The organism is Rhizobium sp. NPDC090279, from assembly GCF_044769665.1.
Classification (GTDB): Bacteria; Pseudomonadota; Alphaproteobacteria; order Rhizobiales; family Rhizobiaceae; genus Rhizobium.
Genome location: NZ_JBIVYI010000014.1, coordinates 149,067 through 170,863, shown reverse-complemented (window position 1 = coordinate 170,863; position 21,797 = coordinate 149,067). Strand labels below are relative to the sequence as shown.

The window sequence follows — 21,797 nt, the reverse complement described above, 5'->3', positions numbered from 1 at the left end:
CGATGTTACAGCCCTGTCCGGCCAGATAGTTCGATATCGCCGCAACAATCCCGCGCGTCGACTGGCACGCAACGGTCAGTACATAGTTCTTCATGATGATCTTCCTCCGCCGTATCAGGCCAAAGCCGAGCGTGCCGATGAGTGATACACCGGCACGCGCTTATCCGGGCAATCGTCCGCTCCGCGCTCAGATATCGAGCGTGCTGTCGCGCTCCCACTGCGTGAAGTGCGAGCAGTAGGCATTCCACTCCTGATGCTTGAGCTTCAGATAGGCGGCGGAGAATTCCGAGCCGATGGCTTCCTTCAAGCCCTCATCCTCGTCATAGGCCCGAAGCGCATCAAGCAGATTGAGCGGCAGTCGCGGCGCGTTCTTCACCAAATGACCCTGCGCATACATGTCGATATCATGATGCGGGCCGGGATCGGCCTTGTTGCGCAAGCCGTCGAGGCCGGCGGCGATAATGATGGCCTGAAGCAGATAGGGGTTGACCGCACCGTCGGGGAGACGCAGCTCGAAGCGGCCCGGACCGGGGACGCGCACCATGTGAGTGCGGTTATTGCCGGTCCAGGTGACTGTATTCGGCGACCAGGTGGCGCCGGACGTCGTGCGCGGCGCGTTGATGCGCTTGTAGGAGTTGACGGTGGGATTGGTGATCGCCGCCAGCGACGAGGCGTGCTTCATGATGCCGCCGAGAAAGTGCCTGCCCTCGGCCGAAAGGCCGAATTCCGCTTCCCGGTCGGCAAACACGTTGGTCCTGCCGTCGTTGCTCCAGACGGAGATGTGGCAATGGCAGCCATTGCCAGTGAGGCCCTTGAAGGGCTTCGGCATGAAAGTTGCGCGCAAGCCATGCTTTTCGGCGATAGACTTGACCATGAACTTGAAGAACGAGTGCTTGTCCGCCGTCTGCAGGGCGTCGTCGAACTCCCAGTTCATTTCGAACTGGCCGTTCGCATCCTCGTGGTCGTTCTGATAGGCACCCCAGCCGAGTTCCAGCATGTAATCGCAGATCTCGGCGATGACATCGTAACGGCGCATCACGGCCTGCTGGTCGTAGCAGGGCTTTTCCGCCGTATCGTATTCATCCGAGATCTTCGCGCCATCGGCGGTGATCAGGAAAAACTCGGCTTCGACGCCGGTCTTGACCCGCTTGCCTTCAGCTTCGGCCTGCTTGACCAGCTTCTTCAGCACGTTGCGCGGCGCCTGGGCGACGATCTCGCCATCCATCATCAAATCGGCGGCGACCCAGGCAACCTCTTTCTTCCATGGGAGCTGGATGACAGAGGATGGGTCCGGCACGGCAAAGAGGTCGGGATGGGCAGGCGTCATGTCGAGCCAGGTCGCAAAACCGGCAAAGCCCGCGCCATCCTCCTGCATCCCGGCAATCGCCTGGGCAGGCACCAGCTTGGCGCGCTGACCGGAAAAAAGATCGGTGTAGCTGATCATGAAATATTTGATGCCTTTGTCTTTCGCAAAAGCAGCAAGATCCAGTGTCATTCTCGTTCCCCTTTGGATTTCTTCGAGACACTTCGATGATGCGTGATACGGCCGGGCCTGTCGGCCCGGCCGGAATGTCAAAAGCCTCCCTTGCCCGGATACCAGTTGGTGCCGGCGAGCGGGATCTGCGCCATGGCGGCAGCTTCCATCGTCAGCGCGCACAGATCCTCCGGTTCCAGGTTGTGCAGGTGATTCTTGCCACAAGCACGCGCAATCGTCTGTGCTTCCAGCGTCATGACCTTGAGATAATTGGCAAGACGTCGGCCAGCCGCAACGGGATCGAGCCGCGCGGCAAGTTCCGGGTCCTGCGTCGTGATGCCGGCTGGGTCCTTGCCCTCGTGCCAGTCGTCATAGGCGCCGGCCGTCGTGCCGAGCTTCTGGTACTCTTCTTCCCAGCGTGGATCATTGTCGCCAAGCGCAACCAATGCCGCCGTGCCGATGGCAACCGCATCAGCGCCGAGCGCCAGCGCTTTTGCAACGTCGGCGCCGGAACGAATGCCGCCGGAGATGATCAGCTGCACCTTGCGGTGCATGCCGAGATCCTGCAGGGCCTGGACGGCAGGACGGATGCAGGCGAGCGTCGGCATGCCGACATTTTCGATGAAGACGTCCTGGGTCGCGGCCGTGCCGCCCTGCATGCCGTCAAGCACGACGACGTCGGCACCGGCCTTGACGGCAAGCGCCGTATCGTAATAGGGGCGCGCACCGCCGACCTTCACGTAGATCGGCTTTTCCCAATCGGTTATCTCGCGCAACTCCATGATCTTGATTTCGAGATCATCCGGACCGGTCCAGTCCGGATGACGGCAGGCGGAGCGCTGGTCGATGCCTTTCGGCAGGTTGCGCATATGGGCGACACGATCGGAGATCTTCTGACCGAGTAGCATGCCGCCGCCGCCGGGCTTGGCGCCCTGCCCCACGACGACTTCGATCGCATCGGCGCGACGGAGGTCTTTCGGGTTCATGCCATAGCGCGAGGGGAGATACTGATAGACCAGCGTCTGCGAGTGACCGCGTTCCTCATCTGTCATGCCGCCGTCGCCTGTTGTCGTCGACGTGCCCGCAATCGTGGCACCGCGACCGAGTGCTTCCTTGGCATTGCCCGAGAGCGCGCCGAAGCTCATGCCGGCAATGGTGATCGGCGTCTTGAGCGTAATCGGTTTCTTGGCGAAACGGCTGCCGAGAACGACAGTCGTATCGCACTTCTCGCGATAGCCTTCAAGCGGATAGCGCGAGATCGACGCGCCGAGGAAGAGCAGATCGTCGAAATGCGGCACCTTGCGCTTCGTGCCGGCGCCGCGAATATCGTAGATGCCGGTTGCCGCCGCCCGGCGGATTTCAGCCAGCGTATGATCGTCGAAGGTGGCGGACTTGCGCGGCGGCGTCAGCGGGTTGTGATAGCTCATGTTGTCCCTTTTGCCTCAGTACGCGTCGGCATTGTCGATGTTGAAATTATAGAGCTTGCGCGCCGATCCGTAGCGCTTGAACTCTTCCGGCCTTACATCCTTGACGCCTGCCTTCTCAAGAAGTTCGGAGAGCTTGGCGATATGCTCCGGACGCATCTCCTTTTCGATGCAATCGGAACCGAGGCTTTGCACCGAGCCGCGGACGAAAAGCTTTGCCTCGTAAAGGCTGTCGCCCAAGGCATCGCCGGCATCGCCGAGCACAACCAGATGGCCCGACTGCCCCATGAAGGCGGACATATGGCCGATATTGCCATGAACGACGATGTCGATGCCCTTCATCGAGATACCGCAGCGCGAGGCGGCATTGCCCTTGATGACGAGCAGGCCGCCCTGCCCGGTCGCGCCGGCATACTGGCTGGCATCGCCTTCGATGACGACGCTGCCGGACATCATGTTTTCGGCAACGCCAGGCCCCGCGGAGCCATGCACCGTGACGTTGCCGCCATCGTTCATGCCAGCGCAATAATAGCCGACGGAACCTCTGATATCGACGGTGACGGGTGCGTCGATACCGGCGGCCACTGCATGATGGCCGCGCGGGTTGACGACTTCGAAGGCTAGATCGTTAGCGCCTGCGGGAAGGCCGTGAAGGGCGCTGTTGAGTTCGCGCAGCGGCGTGACGGATAGGTCGAAAACTGGCATATAAGATCTCTCTCGATTGCGGCGCTTCTGATCAGGCAGCCTTTTCGTGATCCCAGAAATAGACGGTCGCCGGCTCCGGCTCCCAGATACGGGCATTCTCGATGCCCGGGAGATTGACGAGCGCCCGATATTCGGAACCGAAGGCGACATATTGATCGGTTTCCGCCATGACCGCCGGCTTGCAGGCGATGGGATCGCGAACGACGCCGAAGCCCGACTTGGTGCCGACGACGAAGGTGAAGAAGCCGTCGAGATCGTCGACCGCGCTTTCCAGCGCCGCCCCGAGATCCTTGCCCTTCGCCATTTCGGCCGTGAGATAGGCGGCGGCGACTTCGGTATCGTTTTCCGTTTCGAAGACCATGCCCTCGCGCTTCAGCTCGCGACGCAGATTGTTGTGGTTCGACAACGAACCATTGTGAACCAGGCACTGGTCCGAACCGGTGGAGAAGGGATGCGCGCCGAGCGTGGTAACTGCCGATTCCGTCGCCATGCGTGTGTGCCCGATGCCGTGCGTGCCGGACATGCCGGTCACGCCAAAGCGCGAGATCACATCTTTCGGCAGGCCGACTTCCTTGTAGATCTCGACGGTATCACCGCTGCTCATGACGCGGATGTTCGGACGCAATGCCGTCACGGCAACCCTGCCCTCGTCCAGCTTGTCCTTTGCAAGGGTGATGACCGCATGCGTGCTCTTGACCGCCACTGACACAGGCACGTCGAGCGCCCGTCTCAGTTCATATTCCAGCCCTTCGAAATCCTTGGCCGGATCGGCCGACTGAACGGTTATCTTCGCCGTATTGCCGTTATCGTTGCCATAGATCGCAATGCCCGCGCTATCGGGTCCGCGATCGGTCATCGTGACAAGCATGGAGGACAGAAGCGCGCCGAGTTTCGGCTCAAGCGCCTTGTCCTTCAAGAAGAGACCCACAATTCCGCACATGCCCAAGCCCTCCGTTTTCGCATCTGCAAAAATGGCTATCAGGTCCATTGCGGTTTTTCAACTCAAAAGAATAAATTTTTCTTTTGAGGCAAGTCAGTCGGTCTTGCCTCGCTGCGGGTAGCTGATGATCGACAGATACTTGGCCGGCAGTTTCACAAGAACTTCCGGGCCGTGCCGCGCATCGGCATCGAAGAAGAGACTGTCGCCCGGCTGCATAGGGTAAAGCTGATCTCCGTGGCGGTACATGACCTCGCCTTCGAGCATATAGAGAAACTCCATGCCCTCATGCTGAAATGTCGGGAAGACGTCGGAATCGGCGGTCAGCGTGATGAGATAGGGCTCGACGATGACACCACTCGAATTGTTGTCGATATGACCGAGCAGATTATATTGGTGACCGGCACGCGTACCGCGCCGTTCCAGTTCGACACCCTGGCCGGCCTTGACGAAAACCGCGTTGCGCGGCTCTTCGTAACGACGAAAGAAGGCGGTCAGCGGCACGCCGAGCGCCCGCGACAGCGATTGCAGCGTCGTCAGCGACGGCGAGATATTGCCGTTCTCGATCTTCGACAGCATGCCGAGCGAGATACCCGTCGCAGCGGCAAGATCGGTCACCGTGATGCCGAGCTTCTTGCGATAGGCGCGAACCTCGTGGCCGATCGCCATTTCAAGATTGTTTTCCTTGGGCTCCCGCACCGCATGCGGGTTTTGCGAGAAAGCCGGCCGTCCGCCGTGAGATTGCTCGTCGGTCGATATTTTGTCTGCCTTGGTTTTCATTCGGTATCCTTTTGTCGGCAGGGGCTTGCTGGGAGCGACTCTATCCTCCCAGTGAAATTTTCTCAACTGCGACGAAAATTAGGTGCGGCGGGTATCGCCGGGTGCGATCCCGTAAAGAGAGCGATAGGCCCGGGAGAAATGCGCGCCGCTGGAGAAGCCGGTGGCAATGGCAATTTCGGAAATCGAAAGTGGGCTCTGCTCCAGAAGCCGCCGGGCATGCTGCAGCCTTATGCGCCGATATTGCTCGAGGAAGGTCGAGCCGAGATGAGCGGCGAACAGCCGGTCGAGGTGACGCGGCGTGACGCCGGCAATCCGGGCCATGGCGGCGCGATCGAGCGGCATCTCGATCGTCTCCTCCATTCTCTCGAGCACGCTCAGCAAGCCCGGATGGTGGACGCCATAACGCTCGGCGAGCGAGCCGCGTTGCGGAGCGGCGGGCTCGCCAACTTCGGTGTGCAGATACCAGTCGCTGACGCGCCGGGCGAAATCGGCGCCCATGCGTTCGGTAATCAGGACATGCATCATGTCGAGCGGCGCAATGCCGCCGCCGCAGGTGATGCGGTTGCCGTCGATGACGAAGCGCGCCTGGCGCGGCGACAGCGTCGGAAAGGCTTCGAGCAGGGCCGGGGCATGCTCCCAATGAATGGTGAAATCGCGCTCGGCCAGAAGCCCGGCAGCGGCGAGCAGATAGGGACCGCCGGAGATGCCGCCGATGCGCACGCCCTCGCGTGCGAGCTGGCGAAGGCAGGCAAGAACCGAAGGATAGTGCCAGTCTCGCGGCGACCCACCGGCGCAGACGAAAACCGTGCCGAGACCGGACCCGCGACCCGGAAGCGGCTCGGCCGGCGCCGGCACGCCGCCCGACGACACTGCCGGGGTGCCATCCGGCGAGAAAATCGACAATCGATAGATTTCGCGCCCGGCCAGCAGATTGGCGGCACGCAACGGCTCGCTTGCTGATGCGAACGACATCAGCGCGAATCCCGGGATCAGGATGAAGCCGATAGTCTGGATATTTCTTGCGTCGATTGAGGCCATGTCCCTTTTCTATCGAAATAGGTCCCAATTGGGCAAGTCTGCATTTTCCACTCTGTCATCATGGACGCAATTCAAAGCGGATCGAACCATGCGCTATTCGGCTTTCTCTGTTTTCCTCAATGGTCTTCGCGGCAATACCGGCTGGGCCCCCGCCTGGCGCCAGCCGCAACCGAAGCCGCATTATGACGTCATTATCGTCGGTGGCGGCGGCCATGGGCTGGCAACAGCCTACTATCTCGCCAAGACCTTCGGCATCACCAATGTTGCCGTCCTGGAGAAGAGCTATCTCGGCTCGGGCAATATCGGCCGCAACACCACGATCATCCGTTCTAACTATCTGCTGCCCGGCAACAACCCCTTTTACGAGCTCTCGATGAAGCTCTGGGAAGGGCTGGAGCAGGATTTCAACTTCAACGCCATGGTCTCGCAGCGCGGCGTGCTCAATCTCTTCCACTCGGATGCGCAACGCGACGCCTATACCCGCCGCGGCAATGCCATGCGCCTGCACGGCGTCGATGCCGAACTGCTCGACCGCGAAGCCGTCCGCAAAAAATTGCCGTTCCTCGATTTCGAAAACGCGCGCTTCCCGATCATGGGCGGCCTGTTGCAACAGCGCGGCGGCACGGTGCGTCACGATGCAGTCGCCTGGGGCTATGCCCGCGGCGCCGACAGCCGCGGCGTCGATATCATCACCGGCTGCGAAGTCACAGGCATCCGCACGGAAAACGGCCGTGTGACGGGCGTCGAAACCACGAAAGGCCTCATCGGCTGCGGCAAGCTGGCTCTCGCGGCGGCCGGCAACTCCACTGTTGTCGCCGATATGGCGGGCCTTCGCCTGCCGATCGAAAGCCATGTGCTGCAGGCCTTCGTCTCCGAGGGCTTGAAGCCGTTCATCGACTGCGTCGTCACCTTCGGCGCTGGGCATTTCTACGTCTCGCAATCCGACAAGGGCGGCCTCGTCTTCGGGGGTGATATCGACGGCTACAATTCCTATGCCCAGCGCGGCAATCTTGCGACCGTCGAGCATGTCGCCGAGGCGGGCGTTGCGATGATCCCGGCGCTGACGCGGGTGCGCTACCTGCGCAGCTGGGGCGGCGTCATGGACATGAGCATGGATGGCTCTCCGATCATCGACCGCACGCATATCGACAATCTCTACCTGAATGCCGGCTGGTGCTACGGCGGCTTCAAGGCGACGCCGGCATCGGGCTACTGCTACGCGCATCTGATCGCCCGCAACGAGCCGCATGAGACGGCAACACAATTGCGCCTCGACCGGTTCCAGCGCGGCTATCAGATCGATGAAAAGGGCGTCGGCGCCCAACCGAACCTGCATTGAGGACATGACGACATGGCAAGCCTGATTTCCTGCCCCCACTGCGGTGCGCGACCCAAGGAGGAGTTCACCATCAAGGGCGATGCGGGCCTTGGCCGCCCGGCAGCGGATGCCGGTGCGGAAGACTGGTATGGCTACGTCTATCTGCGCGACAACCCGAAGGGGCGACATAAGGAATATTGGCACCATTCCTCGGGTTGCCGGCGCTGGCTGATCGTCGAGCGCGACACCGTCACGCACAAGGTCCATGAGGTCAGCGATGCAGCCCTTGCCAAGCTGGGAGGCGGCGCATGAGCAGCTATCGTCTTTCCTCCGGCGGCCGCATCAACCGCTCGCGGACCATCCGCTTCAGCTTCGACGGGCGGGAATTGACCGGGCATCCCGGCGACACACTCGCCTCTGCCCTGCTCGCCAACGGCATCCAGCTCGTCGGGCGCAGCTTCAAATACCATAGGCCGCGCGGCATCCTGACAGCGGGTGCCGCCGAACCCAACGCACTCGTGACGACCGGCACGGGCGGGCGTACCGAGGCCAACAGCCGCGCCACGATGATCGAGCTCCATGACAGGCTGATCGCCCGCAGCCAGAACCGCTGGCCCTCGCTCGATTTCGACATCGGCGCCGTCAACGGTCTGCTCTCCCCCTTCCTGAGCGCCGGCTTCTACTACAAGACCTTCATGTGGCCGGCCGCCTTCTGGGAGAAGGTTTATGAACCGCTGATCCGCAAGGCAGCCGGTCTCGGCAAGGCATCCTATGAGGCCGATCCCGATTCCTATGAAAAGTGCTGGACGCATTGCGATTTGCTCGTCATTGGTGCCGGGCCGGCAGGCCTTTCTGCGGCACTGACAGCAGGACGCGCCGGGGCGCGCGTTCTTCTCGCGGATGAAGGCTTCGAGCTTGGCGGCGGTTTGCTGTCGGAACTAAGCTCGCCGCTAAAGCCCATGCTGGACGAGCTCGACAGCCTTTCGAACGTGCAATGCCTGCCGCGCACCACCGTCACCGGCTGGTACGACGACAATGTCTTCGGCGCGGTCGAGCGCGTCCAGAAGCATGTGGCAACGCCCGACCCGCGCCAACCCGTCGAACGCTTCTGGCGCATCATCGCCAAGCAGGCGATCCTTGCCACCGGAGCGGAGGAACGGCCGCTGGTGTTTGGCGGCAACGATATCCCCGGGGTCATGATGGCGAGCGCCATGCGCAGCTACCTGAACCGGCAGTCCGTCGCTCCCGGCAAGCGCACGGTGGTCTTCACGACGAGCCGCTCCGGCTACCAGACAGCCGCCGACCTCGAAGCAGCCGGCATCGATGTCGCCGCCATCGTCGATAGCGGCACCGATGGCGGCGAGCACTGGAATGGTAAAGCGCCGATATTGTCCGGCGCCCGGATCATCGACGCCTATGGCGGCAGGCAATTGCGCCGCGTGACGATCGCGACCTCCTCCGGCCCGCGCGACATCGATGCCGATGCGCTTGCCATGTCCGGCGGCTGGAGCCCGATCATCCACCTTGCCTGCCATCGTGGCGCCAAGCCGGTCTGGTCCGATCGGCACGCAGCCTTCCTGGCGCCTGAAAGGCAGGAGGGATTGTCGATCGCGGGGTCTGCGACCGGCCTTGTTTCAACGGTTGCCTGTCTCGGCGACGGGGCGATGAAAGCCGTCGAGGCGCTGGAAGCCATCGGCTTTGGAAGGGTTGATCCCGCCTTTGCGTCAACGGAGGAAGTATCGGCCGCTGCCACGCCGCTCTGGCAAATCAAGGGCAGCAAGGGCAAGGCCTTCGTCGATTATCAGAACGACGTGCATCTGAAAGACCTCGGTCTTGCCGTGCATGAGGGCTATGGCCATGTCGAGCTCGCCAAACGCTATACGACGAACGGCATGGCAACCGACCAGGGCAAGCTTTCCAATATCAACGCCATCGGCATCCTTGCCGAGGCCCGTGGAATCTCGCCGGCAGAAGTCGGAACCACGACGTTCAGGCCCTTTTATACCCCAGTTTCCTTCGGCGCGCTGACAGGTACTTCGCGGGCTAAGCATTTCCAGCCGGCGCGCAAATCCCCCTTGCATGAATGGGCGAAGAGAAACGGCGCGATCTTCGTGGAGACCGGCCTCTGGTATCGTTCCTCCTGGTTCCCGCGTCAGGGCGAAAGGAGCTGGCGCGAAAGTGTGGATCGCGAAGTCCTGAACATTCGAAAGAATGCCGGCATCTGCGACGTTTCCACGCTCGGCAAGATCGAGATTTTCGGCAAGGACGCCGCCACCTTCCTCGACCGCATCTATTGCAACGGCTTTGCCAAGCTGCCCGTCGGCAAGGCGCGCTACGGCATCATGCTGCGCGAAGACGGCATGATCTACGACGACGGCACCACCAGCCGGCTCGCCGAAGACCACTTCTTTATGACCACGACGACGGCGCTTGCAGCCGGCGTGCTGACGCATCTGGAATTCTGTGCCCAGACGCTGTGGCCCGAGCTGGAGGTCCATTTTGCGTCCTCAACCGACCAATGGGCGCAGATGGCGGTGGCAGGCCCGAAATCGCGGGAAATCCTCGCGACGATTGTCGATGACGACATTTCCGATGCGGCCTTCCCGTTCATGAGCGCGCGCACAGTCTCCCTGTTCGGCGGCAAGCTCAACGGCCGGCTCTTTCGCATCTCCTTTTCCGGCGAACTCGCCTATGAGCTTGGTGTGCCTGCAGCCTATGGCGAATCCATCGCCGACGCCATCATGCAGGCGGGTGAGACGCATGAGATCTGCGCCTATGGCGCGGAGGCGCTTGGCGTGCTGCGCATCGAGAAGGGCCACGTCACCCATGCGGAGATCAATGGCACGGTAACACCTGATGATCTTGGCTTTGCCCGCATGGTTTCGACGACGAAGCCCGATTTCATCGGCAAGGCGATGCTTCAGCGCGAAGGTCTGCAGGCGGCCGACCGGCCTCGCCTCGTCGGTGTCAAACCGGTGAATCCTGCGACCAGCTTCCGCACGGGCGCCCACATCCTGGCGGATGGTGCGGCCGCGACGCTCGAAAACGACCAGGGCTATGTCACATCGAGCGCCTTCTCGCCGAGCCTCGGCCACACGATCGGGCTCGCCCTCATCAAGAACGGACCGGAGCGCATCGGCGAGAAGGTCATCGTCTGGAATGGCCTTAGAGACGAATTCACGGATGCGGTGCTCTGCAGCCCCGTCTTCATCGACCCTCAGAACGAGAAACTCCATGCCTGATTTGCCGACATCGAAGCCCGTTCTTGCCGGCAAGGCCAGCTTGCGAGGCGAGACCATCTGCCTGGAAGCACTGCCCGAAGGCCACCTCCTGCATGTGATGGGCGCGACCACGAGCGAGGAGATTGCGACCCATCTTCAGGCAGTCGGCCTCGGGGAAAGCTCCGTGCGGCCGGCTGGATACCGGCAATGGTTCATTGCCGGCAATGATCGCCTCTCCGATACGCACATACGGTCCGTTGCCGACGCCCTTACGGGGCGCGCCTTCATCTGCGACCAAAGCCACGGTCGCATCCGTATCCGCGTTTCGGGCGCGAGTGCGACCCGGATGCTCAACAAGGGCACGGCCGTCGATCTGCATCCATCGAGTTTCCCGGTAGGAGGCAGCGCCATGACGCTTTTCGGTCATATCTCGGTGCAGCTCACGCGCACAGGTATGGAGGATTTCGAATTGACCGTGCTGCGCAGCTTCGCGGAATCACTCTATGAGGAACTCGAAACCCTGTCCCAGAGTGCTGAGCAACACTGATTGTCGTCGTTGGATATACGGCTTCGACCTTCAGCCTCTCGATGCGGCTTTGGGCCATCACATTGTCGCGCAGGTTGCTTCCGCGCCCCACGGAACTCATCTGTTTGCCTGCTCTAGCGAACGAACCCCTCTTCGCTCCGCGGCGTTGGTCGCATCACGTCCCTCCATGCGAACTGTGATCGCCCGCTCCGGCAATTTCATCGGATCTGCTAATCTCTTCCGGAGCCTGCGCCTATTTTAATTTGTAATATCATTTCGAATTTGCAATCCTTGATTTGCATTTAACAGATTGAATTATTTGATTAAATTTGTGTAATGTTCGAGATTGTTAATCGTTTTGTCAGACGTGTCTGGCTTCGTTACGATTGCAGCGCCAAATGCGACGAGCAGAATGCTCCCCGCCTGCAATGTTTCCGGTCTTCAGAGCAGGCAATGGCCGACTTGTATCGATCTTCCTCGCGCAGGCAGTCGCCAGCTCCTTTAGAGAGCGAACCGCTATGTCATTTCTTCAGAACGCCAAGATCCGCACGAAGGTGCTCTCCATCATCATACCGATCTGCCTGATCGGGATCGTAAGTGTCCTTGTCGTGTCGAGCCAGTATAGGGACACGGTTGCGACCTATTCGAACTTTATTGCGAAGGATGAGACGGCGGCGGTGGAAATGGCCAGGGCCAGCCAACGCGTGACCGCATTGAGCTACAACGCCTACCAGATCCTTATCTACAGCACGAAGGACCCGGAAATGGCGACGTTCTCTAAGCAATATGAGGAGAACAAGAAGGTGCTTCTCGAACGCTTCTCGACGGTGAGGCAGCTGATCCCTTCTGAAACGGACGCAGTCAACAAGCTCGCAGCAAAGGCCGACGATATCCTCGCTCTTACGGACCAGGCCGTAAAAGCTGGGCTGGTCGATGACAACGACACGGCCGCCAAACTCCTGAAGCAGGCAGACCCGCTCATCAATGACGAAGTCGTCGCAGTCCGCCAATGGATCGATGCGTTCAACAAGAACATCAATGACAAGAGCGACATGCTGGATGAGCATGCCAGCAGCACGATTATGAATGCCCTGATCGCACTCGGTGTTCTTTTCACCGCTGCAATCGGGATTGCCGTTCTTGTTTCTGCGCGCGGCATTGCCGCCCCCATCGAGCGCTTGAGGGCCCGCATGGTATCGCTGGCCGAGGGAAATACCGACGAGGTGATTTCAGGGATTGCACGCAAGGATGAAGTCGGTCAGATGGCTGGTGCTGTCTCCATTTTCCGCGACAATGCCATCGAACGCATACGGCTGGAGCAGGAAGCTAGTGCCAATCGCAGCCTCTCTGAAAGGGAAAGGCTGGAACGCGAAGCGCAGAAGGCCAAGGATGCGGCGGACACGCAATTTGCCGTCGATGGTCTCGCAAGCGGTTTGTCCGAGCTTTCAAACGGCAATCTGGTCTATCGCATCGAGCAGCCCTTTGTCGCTCATCTTGATCGCCTGAGGGCAGATTTCAACGCCTCCATGGCAAAGCTGGAGGAAACGCTGCGTTCGGTTGGTCAGGGCGGTCAGGCTATCGCCGCCGGCTCCAACCAGATCCGTTCCGCAGCTGATGATCTCTCCAAGCGTACCGAGCAGCAGGCGGCTTCCGTCGAGGAAACGGCGGCCGCCCTCGAGGAAATCACCACCACCGTCAAGGATGCCACCCGACGTGCGGAAGAGGCAAGCTCGTTGGTTGGCCGCGCTCGCATCGGCGCGGAGAAATCCGGCGAGGTCATGCAGGAGGCGATCGCTGCGATGGCGGCAATCTCGAAATCATCGGGCGAAATTTCCAACATCATCGGCGTCATCGACGACATAGCCTTCCAGACGAACCTGCTTGCCCTCAATGCGGGCGTTGAGGCTGCGCGGGCGGGCGACGCCGGCAAGGGCTTTGCCGTCGTCGCCCAGGAAGTGCGCGAGTTGGCGCAACGATCCGCCACCGCCGCCAAGGAGATCAAGGCACTGATTTCGACGTCCAGTCAGCAGGTCGACGGCGGTGTCCATCTCGTCACGAGAACCGGGCAATCGCTCCAGCAAATTGTCAAGGAAGTCGAGGAGATCGACCGCAACGTACGAGCAATCGTCGAAGCCGCCCGAGAGCAGGCAACCGGCCTGCAGGAGATCAACACAGCCGTCAACAGTATCGACCAGGGCACCCAACAGAATGCTGCCATGGTCGAAGAATCCACCGCTGCTAGCTATAGTCTTGCCAAGGAAGCGACGACCCTGAACGACCTCCTGGGACAATTCAATCTGCAAAACGCTCGCGGCCAAACGCGACCGGTCGCAGCAACGGAACGGTCCAGCCCGGCAGCGTCGCCGGCACGCGCGCTCCGATCCAAAATCGCTGGCGTGTTCGCCGGCTCCGGAGCGACCGCGGCAACGTCGGCATCCTGGGAGGAGTTTTGATCTAGGGGTCCCGGCCTGTTCTAGAAAGATTGTCGGGTTTCAAAAGCGAGGTCACGTTTCAAACGTGGGGGTCACGGTCGAGTTTGCCGCGATCCCTTCGATGACGCAGGGCGACAGCTAGGTTTTTTCCCCGCAACCATCAGCAATTCGCAGCCGACGCGCCGCGCTCGACGTATCGCGGGCAGCACGCCTGACACGAGCCACGCATTTGAACGCAACGTTAGTAAGAACGGCTTATGATTAGACTCCTGTTAACCATCTTGCGTTTAAAGATTGTTAATCGAGAGGCAAATCCGCCTTCCCAGTTTTGCGAATAAATCGTTCATGTCGATCATCCACGCCCTCAGCGCAAATAGCGGTCGCCTCATCAGGATCACCTTCGGCCCAGGGTGGCGCGAGCGCCCGCCGGTGCGGGCCTCAGGTCAGGCCAAGCTTGCAAAAGCCCGGATCATGATGCTCGCGGGCGGACTCGTCGTCTGCTACGCGGCGATCTTCGTCAGGCTTACCTATTTCGATCTGGAGCCGAGGACCGATACCTCCGCGATCCCGCCGGACCATGTAAGCGCCGCACGCCCTGACATCGTCGATAGAAACGGCGAACTGCTTGCGACCGACATCCGCACGGTCTCTATGTTTGCCGAGCCCAACCGCGTGGTCGATCCGGACGAGGCGGTGGAGAAAATCGCTTCGATCTTCCCCGATATCGATCGCAAGTCTCTGTATAAGAAGCTCGCGGACCACCGTTCGCATTTTGCCTGGCTGCGCCGGCAATTGACGCCGAAGGAGCAGAGCGAGATCCTGGCGCTCGGCATTCCGGCGATCGGATTTCGGCCGGAGGTCAAGCGCTTCTATCCGGGCGGGCGCACGGCTGCCCACATTCTCGGCTATGTCGATATCGACAATCACGGCGTCGCCGGCATGGAAAAATATCTGGATACGCAAGGCCTGTCGGATCTCGCCTCCACCGGTCTGACGAGCCGCGATACGCTGGAGCCGGTACGGCTTTCGATCGACCTGCGCGTCCAGAACATCGTCCATGACGTGGTCTCGGATGCGATCGGTCGCTACCAGAGCCAGGCGGCCGGCGCCGTCATCCTCGACATACACACCGGCGAAGTGCTGGCCATGGCCTCGGCCCCCGATTTCGATCCCAACGATCCGCAGGCGGACGGCGACAAGGGTTGGCTGAACCGCATGTCGAACGGCACCGACGAGATGGGCTCGGTCTTCAAGACCTTCTCGATCGCGCTGGCCATCGACACGGGTACGGTCAAGCTGTCGGACACCTTCGACGCCAGCGCTCCTCTGCATTACGGCGGCTTCACCATCCATGACGACCGCGACGTGCCACGGCGTGTCCTGTCGATCCCGGAAATCTTTCGCTATTCGTCCAACATCGGCACGGCCAAGATGATGGACAAGGTGGGCATGGCCAACCAGAAAGCCTATCTGACCCGCTTCGGACTGTTGTCGAAGATGCAGACGGAACTGCCTGAGGTGAAAGCGCCGAGTCAGCCAAGGGTTTGGAAGAAGCTCAACTCCATAACCATCGCGTTCGGCCACGGCGTCGCCACCACGCCGATGCAAACCGCCGTCGCCGGCGCAGCCCTCATCGATGGAGGCAAGCTGATCGAGCCTACCTTCCTTCCGCGCACGCAGGAAGAGGCGGAAAAAACGGAAACGATGATCGTCAAGAAGAGCACCAGCGACACCATCAGATATCTGTTCAAGCTGAACGGCGAGCAAGGTACCGGTAGGTCCGCCGACGTCCCCGGCTTTCATGTTGGCGGAAAGACGGGCACCGCAAACAAGGTCATTCACGGCGTTTACTCGCACAAGCTCAGCTTCAATTCGTTCCTGGCCGCCTTTCCTATGGATGACCCGAAATACGTCGTGCTGGCCTTCATCGACCAGCCGCTGACGGGCGTGAACCACCTGAACCTCGCTGCCGAAACGGCGGCACCCATGGTCCACGACATCATCAGCCGCGCCGCGCCGCTGCTCGGCGTCGAGCCCGACTTTGGATCGAGCTTGCTCGCCTCATATTGAGGGTTGGGCTCGCTCTGGCAGAGCCGCGAACGCAGCGGCAGCGACCATCAAACGGGGCTGTAACCGCAACCGCGCAGGAAAAAGGAGGCGGCCTCGCGTGCATGATCCTCCATCTGCGCCTTGATCGGCGCCAGATCGGCGTGGAACAGCGAGGACATCAGCATCGGCAGCAAGATCAGATCGATGAAGTATCGCGCCGTGGCTTCAAGATTAGCCGGCGCAAAGGCGGGAAGAGATCTGACTTCCTCGGCTTCCGCCAGCTCTGCCATCAGCGTCATTACGGTTGTTGTTCCATATGCACGCATGGCGTAGTGGATCGTGGTCGCCAAATCCGGATGGCGCGTCGCTTCACCGATCACGCTGCGGAGGAGCCCGATGGTCTCACCCCTGATCGCGCGCTGGACGATCAGGATGCCGGCGGATTGGAAGCGCTCGAGAATGCTGCCCGATGTGGTGGAGCCTGTCATTTCGCCTGATCTCTGCGCCCAGCGTAAGACCACCTCCCTGAACAAGGTCTCCTTGTTGGTGAAGCGCGCATAGATGCTCGGCTTTCCGGCTTTGGCCACCTCCGCGATCTCATCAATGCTGGCGCCCTCGTAACCACGGGCAATGAAGACCTGGAGGGCTGCCTGCAGGATTCGGTCTTCCACCTCGCCTGCCCGCTCTCTCGGCGGGCGACCACGTCGCGTTGTGCCGGCCTTCGGCATTGAAATTTCGGGTTTTACCATTTCGCGCGCCATGACGGGCCTCACTGTTTTTTGATTGGCTTGGGTGCCGGTCCACACCCTCTGCACCTCTTGACTAACACCTCGATCGGATCTAGGTCAATATTTAAATTGAACGTTTCGTTTCATTTAATTTCGATGACAGAAGAGGTAGAAGAACATGAGCGTGCCTCAGGATGAGACTCTCGGAAAGCTGATCGTGCTGGAGCCGAAGACCGGCAGCGCGAAGGCAAATGACAAGCAACATGACCCCGCGGCCAGGCAGGACCGGGCAGAAGCGCCACAGACGGGCGAACAAACCCGGATACATGAAGAAAGAATCGAGACCCCGGACGATCTGGACCAGAAGGACGCGACAGACGGCTCATCCCGACGCCTGAGGATGCTGCTGATCGGCGGGAGCGCGCTCGCAGTTGCCGCGGTGGCTACCTACGTCTACTGGGACAACGCCTCGCACTACGAGAGCACCGACGACGCATTCATCGCCGCACGACAATATGCGATCACCTCGCGAGTTGCCGGTTATATCTCCTCCGTTCCCGTCACCGACAACCAGCATGTCGTTGCCGGCGACGTAATCGCCCGGATCGACGACCGCGACTATCAAACAGCTTTAGAGCAGGCCCAGGCCCAGGTTGCTGCCGCAAACGCCAATATCCAGAACACAGAAGCGCAAAAGCGGGTTCAGGAAGCAAATGTCGATGAAGCAAAGGCCCAGGTCGCACAAGCTGAGGCTAATCTCGTCTTCGCCCAGCAACAGAACGACCGCTATCAGGCGCTGGTGAAGGGCGGCTCCGGCAGCCTTCAGGACGCCCAGCAATATACGTCGCAGCTGCATCAGCAGCAAGCGACCCTGAACACCGACCAGGCCTCTCTGGTAGCCGCCCAGCGTCAGCTTGACGCCTATGATTTCCAGATCGCCAACGTCCAGGCCACTCTCAAGCAGGATCAAGCCCAGCTCGACCAGGCCAAGCTCAATCTTTCCTATACGACGATGACCGCGGCAGAGCCCGGTCGCGTCGTGCAGTTGTCGGCCGGCAACGGCGAATATGTACAGACGGGCGCAAACCTGGCGATGTTCGTGCCGGACAAGCTTTGGGTGACCGCCAACTTCAAGGAAACGCAGCTTGACCATATGCGTCCCGGCCAGCCGGTAACGCTCTCGATCGACGCCTATGGCGGGCGCACCATCTATGGTCATGTCGCCAGCGTGCAGCCGGGCTCCGGAACGGCATTCTCGCTGCTTCCAGCGGAAAATGCGACCGGCAACTACGTGAAGATCGTCCAGCGCGTGCCTGTCAAGATCGACCTTGACGACGTGCCGAGCAACGTGGCGCTGGGGCCGGGCATGTCCGTCGTCCCGACGGTGCGGACCGATGCCAGCCCCTCCCTGTGGGAAAGCTTGAGGAACGTGTTGTGAGCACGACCGCTGCCGCCAGACCGGCGGTAAACCCTTGGATCATCGCGATCGTCGTCGCGCTTGCCAGTTTCATGGAAGTACTCGATACCACGATCGCCAACGTCGCCCTGAATTATATCTCCGGCGGCCTCGGCGTCAGCCAGGACGAGGCGTCCTGGGTGGTCACCACTTATCTCGTCTCCAATGCCGTGATCGTGACGGCAACGAGCTATCTCGTGCGCATTATGGGACGCCGGACTTTCTTTCTCGGCTGCCTGGCGCTCTTTACCATCAGTTCCGTCATGTGCGGCTTTGCGCCCAACCTACAATTCCTGCTTCTTGCGCGGATACTGCAGGGCATCGGCGGCGGCGGCATGGTGCCGGTCGCGCAGTCCATTCTGGCCGACAGCTTTCCGCCTGAAAAGCGCGGGCAGGGCTTTGCCCTGTTCGGCGTGGCGGTTGTGGTCGCTCCTGTCGTGGGTCCGACGTTGGGCGGATGGCTTTCCGACAATTTCTCATGGCACTGGTGCTTCCTGATCAATGGGCCGGTTGGTCTCCTGGCGCTTGCAGCCGTTGCCATACTGATCAAGGAGCCAGCCGGCACTGCGCAGGAGCGCGCCCAGAAGCGTAAACAAGATCCCGGTTTCGACTGGATCGGCTTCGGGCTCGTTGCCACCTTTCTCGGAATGCTGGAGCTCATGCTCGACCGAGGCCTGGAGGATGACTGGTTCGGCTCCAATTTCATCATCATGGCGGCCGTGATCTGCGCACTTGCCTTCCTGTTGATGATCCCCTGGGAATTGAAGCACAAGAACCCGGCCGTCGACATCAGAATGCTGGTCAGCCGCCAATTCGGCACCTGCTTCCTGGTGATGATGGCGACCGGCGCGTTGCTGCTCGCCACGACGCAGTATCTACCGCAACTGGTTCAGCAGAATCTCGGCTACACCGCAACCTGGGCCGGCCTGATGCTGTCACCCGGTGGCATGGTAACGCTGGTCATGATGTTCGTGGTCGGCTTCCTGTCATCCAAAGTGCAGCCGAAATACCTGATCGCGATCGGCGCCGGCTTCGTCGCCTTCTCCATGTACCAGGTGACCAGCGTCTATAGTGGCATCGGATTCTGGTATTTGGCCGAGGCTCGCATGTTGCAGGGTATCGGGCTGCCCTTCATCTTCCTGCCGATTACGTCGGCTTCCTATGACGGCATTCCATCAAGCAAGACGGACCAGGCATCGGCCCTGCTCAATGCCGCTCGCAACACGGGCGGATCGATCGGCGTATCGCTGATATCGAACATCATCACCCATCGTGAGCAGTTTCACCAGAGCCGGCTGGTCGAGAACGTCATCCCCTCGGGCGTTGCCTATCAGGATACCTACAACCAAGTGACCAGCTACTTCATGGCCCAGGGAAGCTCGCTCCTGACGGCCCAGCAGCAGGCGCTTGCCTGGATCAACCAGCAAGTACAGAGCCAGGCCTCGCTTCTCTCCTACGTCGATGCTTTCTGGGTCCTGATGCTGATTTCGCTCGCCGCCATCCCCCTCGCCCTGACGTTGCGCAACGTGACGCTCGGCAAGAAGGCTTCCATGGGGCATTGATCGACATTGCAGGCCGGAGCCTCCCTTCTGATGGAGGTTCCGGCCGCGAAGGAAGGTTTGGCCCCACCATTGTCGGCGCCCGTATCGGCCACGGGCGCCAAATTGTCGGCTCAATGACCAGAGACTCCCCCCGACGCACTGCCCGCCGTCGCAATCGAAGCGCTCCGCGACTGCTCTGTTGCAACAGAGCTTGCTATTCTAAAACCCTGACAGCTGTCAGGGTTTGGCTTGATCCCCTATCGAGAAAGAGCGCAGCACCTTTATCTTTCGTTCACCAGCAACCGAGCTAGGAATAGCATCCGGATCGGTCGCTCGGCCGCTTAGTCGAAACCCTGACAGCTGTCAGGGTTTTCAAGGCGAGCACTGGAAGCAAGCCAGGTCGATCGAAATCAGCCGTGTCCACCAGCCTGCCCGCGCTTGGGATCAGAACGCAACTTCTCCTCTCTCGCTACGCCTAAACACCGCCGATCCCCGTCCGCCCGCACAACCCCCTTCTGCTCGAGTAGCCCTGTCCCCGTCGTGGCTCGTGCCAAGCCCCAAGGAGCAACACCGCTGATGCACGCAAATTGCACCCCGCCCTCGACGCACAAAGGATCTCCACTTGCACATCGCGCCGATATCGCTACCGTCGACGGCAAGGAGCTCCGGCATGTCACTGGAATTGTACGCAGCTTTCATCGCGGCAACCGCTGCGCTCGTGATCCTGCCGGGTCCGAACGCCGCTCTGATTACCGCGAATTCCATTGCTTACGGCCGCAAGTTCGGACTGATCACAGTGCTTGGAACAAGCGCAGCAATGATTCCGCAATTGGTGCTGACTGTGCTCGGGATGAATGGTGCCCTCGCCTCAGCCGGGCAGTTCTTTGAATGGATACGCTGGGCAGGGGTTGCCTATCTGGCCTATCTCGGCCTCCAGACATGGTTTGCGCCAGCCGTGGATCTGACGAAAATCAGAGCTGAGCCTAGATCGGTGCGATCCACCTTCCTGCGCGGCTTCCTCGTCTCCGTCTCCAATCCGAAAACTCTCCTGTTCTATGGTGCATTCTTTCCGCAATTCGTTACGGCGCAAGGAAACATCATGCTCCAGCTCATCATGCTTTCGTTGACCTTTCTTGTCGTTGCCGCAACGCTTGATAGCTGCTGGGCCTTACTCGCCGACAAACTTCGGTACGTGCTGGCGGCACGGGGGACAATCCGCAATCGCCTTACCGGCGCGATGTATTTTGCCGCTGCGGCCGCCCTCGCCGGGGTCAGACGCACATCGTGACCGAATGGGCAACCCTGCCGCTTGCCCTTCGGAAAAGGTCTTCGAAAGGCGAGCCCGATTTCAGCTTCACGCGATCATGGCCGGCACGTCTATCATCCGGGTGAGAGCCAAGGGTAGCCGACGAATAATAGCGAGCACTGGGGTTGAGAATGAAGATCGCATCGCAGTTTCTCATAGCCGAGACCGATGAGTGGCATGTCAGTCACCGCGCAAATTCCGCGCTTCCCGGCTACCTCATCATTGCCTCCAAGAGAGCCGCCGACAATCTCTCGGATCTAGCCGACGATGCCTTGCGCGAAATCGGCCCGCTATTGGCATCGGCTCAAGCAGCCCTCAAGCGGGAGCTGTGCGCTCGACGCGTCTATATTGGCCGGTACGGCCATGTCGCCGGACTTGCCTTCCACTTCCATATCATCCCCATCTACGATTGGGTCGAGGCGTTGTTCTGGCAAGACGTCCGCTATCGGGTCCTAGGTCAATTTGCCGAAGGGGAGGGGGAGACAGAAACGGATGGCGCCGAACTGACGCTGTTCGTCTGGCGCGAATTCTGCGAACGTGTGCAGCCGCCACCGATCGAGGGGCCTGCCGTCCCCGAGGTCATCGAGCTGCTCCGCAAATCGCTGCGTCTCCGCCCGCCGATGGTCGGACTACCATCTTCCGATGCCTGAGAGGTCGCTCAGGCATCCGTCGGCAACCTTCGAAACAATCAACGAGCCGGCTTTCCCGCATGTCGCTGACATGGATCGCGGCGCGACTGTTCACTTCACGAAACGTCCCAAATCGCTCTTTCCTTCGACCTGGAAGAAATGTCCGAAATCGGGCTGCCCATCGCCGGGATCACCATGCCCGAAAACAACCAGGCGGGCAGATCATTGCGGTA

17 protein-coding genes and 1 pseudogene are annotated in these 21,797 nt (G+C 60.6%); 10 read left to right on the top strand and 8 right to left on the bottom strand.

Annotated features, from left to right (window positions below):
* The 7 genes and pseudogenes from purU to ACIQWP_RS28485 form a co-directional block, all read right to left on the bottom strand.
* A pseudogene (purU, locus tag ACIQWP_RS28515) lies at positions 1-94 on the bottom strand (formyltetrahydrofolate deformylase); the annotation flags it as partial.
* A gap of 93 nt (positions 95-187) precedes the next feature.
* Positions 188-1,495, bottom strand: a complete 1,308-nt coding sequence (glnT, locus tag ACIQWP_RS28510; RefSeq protein ID WP_120670512.1) for a type III glutamate--ammonia ligase — start codon at positions 1,493-1,495, stop codon at positions 188-190.
* A gap of 77 nt (positions 1,496-1,572) precedes the next feature.
* On the bottom strand, positions 1,573-2,901 hold the full coding sequence (locus ACIQWP_RS28505; protein WP_402794910.1) for an FMN-binding glutamate synthase family protein: 1,329 nt from the start codon (positions 2,899-2,901) through the stop codon (positions 1,573-1,575).
* A 15-nt stretch (positions 2,902-2,916) separates the two neighbouring features.
* Positions 2,917-3,603, bottom strand: a complete 687-nt coding sequence (locus tag ACIQWP_RS28500) for a protein GlxC (RefSeq protein ID WP_402794907.1) — start codon at positions 3,601-3,603, stop codon at positions 2,917-2,919.
* Positions 3,604-3,634: 31 nt separating this feature from the next.
* On the bottom strand, positions 3,635-4,543 hold the full coding sequence (locus tag ACIQWP_RS28495; RefSeq protein WP_402794905.1) for a glutamine amidotransferase family protein: 909 nt from the start codon (positions 4,541-4,543) through the stop codon (positions 3,635-3,637).
* Between the two features lie 93 nt (positions 4,544-4,636).
* Positions 4,637-5,320, bottom strand: a complete 684-nt coding sequence (locus tag ACIQWP_RS28490) for a helix-turn-helix domain-containing protein (protein ID WP_402794902.1) — start codon at positions 5,318-5,320, stop codon at positions 4,637-4,639.
* 78 nt (positions 5,321-5,398) lie between these two features.
* Positions 5,399-6,358: a GlxA family transcriptional regulator gene (locus ACIQWP_RS28485; RefSeq protein WP_402794899.1), complete on the bottom strand. Its 960-nt coding sequence runs from the start codon at positions 6,356-6,358 to the stop codon at positions 5,399-5,401.
* Positions 6,359-6,446: 88 nt separating this feature from the next.
* Between ACIQWP_RS28485 and ACIQWP_RS28480 the strand changes: the two genes are divergently transcribed.
* The 6 genes from ACIQWP_RS28480 to ACIQWP_RS28455 all read left to right on the top strand — a co-directional run bounded on the left by ACIQWP_RS28480 (position 6,447) and on the right by ACIQWP_RS28455 (position 15,925).
* Entirely contained in the window at positions 6,447-7,697 is a 1,251-nt protein-coding gene (locus tag ACIQWP_RS28480) for a sarcosine oxidase subunit beta family protein (RefSeq protein WP_402794896.1), read from the top strand.
* 12 nt (positions 7,698-7,709) lie between these two features.
* Entirely contained in the window at positions 7,710-7,988 is a 279-nt protein-coding gene (locus ACIQWP_RS28475; RefSeq protein ID WP_402794893.1) for a sarcosine oxidase subunit delta, read from the top strand.
* Positions 7,985-10,918, top strand: coding sequence for a sarcosine oxidase subunit alpha family protein (locus tag ACIQWP_RS28470; RefSeq protein WP_402794891.1), 2,934 nt, complete (start codon positions 7,985-7,987; stop codon positions 10,916-10,918). Before ACIQWP_RS28475 ends, ACIQWP_RS28470 begins: the two co-directional genes overlap by 4 nt.
* Positions 10,911-11,444, top strand: coding sequence for a sarcosine oxidase subunit gamma family protein (locus ACIQWP_RS28465; protein ID WP_402794888.1), 534 nt, complete (start codon positions 10,911-10,913; stop codon positions 11,442-11,444). Before ACIQWP_RS28470 ends, ACIQWP_RS28465 begins: the two co-directional genes overlap by 8 nt.
* A 497-nt stretch (positions 11,445-11,941) precedes the next feature.
* On the top strand, positions 11,942-13,876 hold the full coding sequence (locus ACIQWP_RS28460; RefSeq protein WP_402794884.1) for a methyl-accepting chemotaxis protein: 1,935 nt from the start codon (positions 11,942-11,944) through the stop codon (positions 13,874-13,876).
* A 324-nt stretch (positions 13,877-14,200) separates the two neighbouring features.
* The gene (locus ACIQWP_RS28455; RefSeq protein WP_402794881.1) at positions 14,201-15,925 is read left to right on the top strand and encodes a peptidoglycan D,D-transpeptidase FtsI family protein; all 1,725 of its coding nucleotides are present in this window, start codon (positions 14,201-14,203) and stop codon (positions 15,923-15,925) included.
* 47 nt (positions 15,926-15,972) lie between these two features.
* Here the strand turns inward: ACIQWP_RS28455 and ACIQWP_RS28450 are convergent, their stop codons facing one another.
* A complete protein-coding gene (locus tag ACIQWP_RS28450; RefSeq protein ID WP_402794878.1) occupies positions 15,973-16,653 on the bottom strand; it encodes a TetR/AcrR family transcriptional regulator in 681 nt (226 codons plus the stop codon).
* 157 nt (positions 16,654-16,810) lie between these two features.
* Between ACIQWP_RS28450 and ACIQWP_RS28445 the strand changes: the two genes are divergently transcribed.
* The 4 genes from ACIQWP_RS28445 to ACIQWP_RS28430 all read left to right on the top strand — a co-directional run bounded on the left by ACIQWP_RS28445 (position 16,811) and on the right by ACIQWP_RS28430 (position 21,585).
* On the top strand, positions 16,811-18,070 hold the full coding sequence (locus ACIQWP_RS28445; protein ID WP_402794875.1) for an HlyD family secretion protein: 1,260 nt from the start codon (positions 16,811-16,813) through the stop codon (positions 18,068-18,070).
* A complete protein-coding gene (locus ACIQWP_RS28440; RefSeq protein ID WP_402794872.1) occupies positions 18,067-19,650 on the top strand; it encodes a DHA2 family efflux MFS transporter permease subunit in 1,584 nt (527 codons plus the stop codon). Before ACIQWP_RS28445 ends, ACIQWP_RS28440 begins: the two co-directional genes overlap by 4 nt.
* Positions 19,651-20,299: 649 nt before the next feature.
* Positions 20,300-20,917 carry a LysE family translocator gene (locus tag ACIQWP_RS28435; RefSeq protein WP_402794869.1) on the top strand — a complete coding sequence of 206 codons (618 nt, stop codon included), beginning with the start codon at positions 20,300-20,302 and terminating at the stop codon, positions 20,915-20,917.
* A gap of 149 nt (positions 20,918-21,066) precedes the next feature.
* Complete coding sequence (locus ACIQWP_RS28430; protein ID WP_402794866.1) at positions 21,067-21,585, top strand: HIT family protein; 519 nt, start codon at positions 21,067-21,069, stop codon at positions 21,583-21,585.
* The last annotated feature ends 212 nt before the right edge of the window (positions 21,586-21,797 follow it).